Source organism: Lunatimonas lonarensis (assembly GCF_000390185.1).
Classification (GTDB): domain Bacteria; phylum Bacteroidota; class Bacteroidia; order Cytophagales; family Cyclobacteriaceae; genus Lunatimonas; species Lunatimonas lonarensis.
In genome coordinates this window covers 1-2,583 of record NZ_AQHR01000095.1, presented here as the reverse complement: position 1 = coordinate 2,583, position 2,583 = coordinate 1, and the positions used below count along the sequence as shown (strand labels likewise).

2 protein-coding genes are annotated in these 2,583 nt (G+C 52.2%); both read left to right on the top strand.

Going from position 1 to position 2,583, the window contains the following annotated elements:
* Positions 1-187 precede the first annotated feature (187 nt).
* On the top strand, positions 188-1,741 hold the full coding sequence (istA, locus tag ADIS_RS16495) for an IS21 family transposase (protein ID WP_010855782.1): 1,554 nt from the start codon (positions 188-190) through the stop codon (positions 1,739-1,741).
* Positions 1,742-1,761: 20 nt separating this feature from the next.
* Positions 1,762-2,502 (top strand): IS21-like element helper ATPase IstB, encoded by a 741-nt coding sequence (gene istB, locus ADIS_RS16490; protein ID WP_010855781.1) that lies wholly within the window; start codon positions 1,762-1,764, stop codon positions 2,500-2,502.
* The last annotated feature ends 81 nt before the right edge of the window (positions 2,503-2,583 follow it).

Sequence of the window (2,583 nt, the reverse complement as noted above, 5' to 3'; positions counted from 1 at the left end):
TGGATATAATGGATCGTTTTGTGCCACCGATTCCGGTTTTTCCGTGCCAGTGATTCCGGTTTTTCCGTGCCAGTTTGCTTGGGCGTCTTGAGCCTGTAACGGTTCGTTTTGTGCCAGTGATATCGGTTCGAACAGTGCCACTTTGAAAGATCATGTTAAACAGGTTATATCGTAACCAAAAAACGGTATGGCCAATCAACTTGATCCCATGGATATCAAACAAATCCTCACACTGCACCTAGACGGGTACAGTAACCGAAAGATCGGGGAAACCCTCGGTATATCCCGCAATACGGTAAACGCGTACATGAAGCTTTTCAACGGCTGCGAATATAGTGCGCGGAAGCTGTTGGAGCTTAATTCGGCTGCTCTGGCCGAACTGTTCCCTTCCCACACCACCATCAGGAATCCCCGTTTCGATGAACTGATGATGTATTTTGAAAAGGTAAACCATGCCCGTGACCACCCTGGCTTCACCTTTCTCCACCATTACAGGGACTACAGCCTCCAGAGCAGGGAGCCTTACAGTTATACGCAGTTTATGGAACACTATAACCGCAGGCACTCCAAAACCAAGGGTTCCATGAAGCTCGAACATGAGGCCGGAAGAGAGCTTTTCATCGACTATGCGGGTACCAAGATGCATATTGTGGACAGGGACACGGGGGAACTCCGTGCCGTGGAGATTTTCGTGGCCACACTGCCCTACAGCCTCCACACCTACATAGAGGCCAGCCTGAGCCAGAAAAGGGAAGACCTGATATCAAGCCTTAACAATACACTGGGGTTCTACGGAGGGGTCACCAAGGCCATCGTGTGCGACAACCTGAAGTCGGCCGTGACCCGCGCCAGCAAGTATGAGCCCGACATCAACCGGTCCCTGAAGGAGTTCGCCCTACACTACAACTGTGTGATCAACCCCACAAGGGCCTATTCCCCCCAGGACAAGGCACTGGTCGAGAATGCGGTGCAGCTTGCCTACCAGCGGATATACTATCCCATGCGGGAGATGACCTTCTTCTCCCTGGGCGAGCTCAACAGGGAGATCCGCAAACGACTGGTGGACTTCAACGACATGCTTTACCAGCGGAAAGGGGCAAGCAGAAGGGAACTTTTCCAGTCGGTGGAAAGGGCCTACCTGAAGCCCCTTCCGGAGACCCCCTACCAAATGAAGGATTACCTTAGGGCCAAAGTCCAGAAGATCGGCTACGTCTATTTCTCGGCGGACAAGAGCTATTACAGCGTGCCCTACAGATACGTGGGCAAATCCACCCTCATCCACTACACCAAAACAACCGTGGAGGTATACTACTCCCATGAGCGGATAGCCACACACCCGCGAAACGAATCAAAGGGCCTTTACAACACCGTCAAGGACCACCTGGGCAGCACCCACAAGGTCTATACGGACTGGAGCCCTGACTACTTCGGGAAGATGGCCGCAGGACACGGGGATAACGTACTTGCCTGTGTAGAGACCCTTTTCATTGACTGTGACTACCCGGAAACCTCCTATAAAAGTGCGATGGGCATTATCCAGCTCCACCGCCAATACGGATCGGAAAGGCTTGACAATGCATGCCGAAGGGCGGTTTACGGCAATGCCGTTTCCTTTAGACGTATCAGGAACATCCTGGAAAAAAACCTGGACAGGGCCGATCCGGAAGAAGACCTCCCGGGCGGTATAAAGTCCCATATCCCTTTCCATGAAAACATCCGCGGACCGAAGAATTATAAATAACGAACCAGACAATCTTACTTATGAACAACAACCAGACCATCGAAAAACTCAGGGCCATGCGCCTGGCGGCCATGTCGGAGCTGCACCTACAGCACGTGAAGAACAACAGTTTCAACGAGCTTACGCCGGACGAATACCTTGCCCTGCTCACCGACCATGAATGGGAGGACAGGCAGAACAGAAAGACCGGCCGCCTGCTCACGCAGGCGGGTTTCCGGCAGAAGGCGTCGATAGCCGATATCAACTATGTCCAGCCCAGGAACCTGGAAAAGAACATGTTCAACAGGCTGGCCACGCTTGACTTCATTGTCCGCAAACAGAACATCATCGTCACGGGTGCCTCCGGATGCGGTAAGTCCTACCTCTCCCAGGCACTCGGCCACCAGGCATGCCTGATGGGGTACAGGGTCTATTATACCAACACCTCACGTCTTCTGTCCATGCTCAAACTATCCAAGGTGGACGGGACCTATTTCGGGGAGCTCAAGAAAATCGCCCGGGTAGACCTGCTGATATTGGACGACTTCGGGCTTCAGCCCTTTGACAACCATGCACGTGAGGCGTTGATGGACATAACCGATGACAGGTACACAGAAAAGTCGATGATTGTCTCCTCCCAGATCCCGGTATCGGCATGGTACGACCTTTTGGGAGGGGAGGGAACATTGGCCGACGCATTCCTTGACCGGATAGTGAATTCGTCCCACCGGATAAACCTGAACGGAGAGTCCATGAGAAAGGGGATTTTGAAAAATGAATAAATAATTTTAACTACTTTGCACCTTCTTTTAGAGTGGCACCATTTGACCGAAAACGCTGGCATGGTCCGACCGAAATATCCA

What these genes read in the sequence shown, in the direction of transcription:
- istA (WP_010855782.1), top strand. Translation starts at nt 188, where the DNA reads ATGGCCAATCAACTTGATCCCATGGATATCAAACAAATCCTCACACTG.
- istB (WP_010855781.1), top strand. Translation starts at nt 1,762, where the DNA reads ATGAACAACAACCAGACCATCGAAAAACTCAGGGCCATGCGCCTGGCG.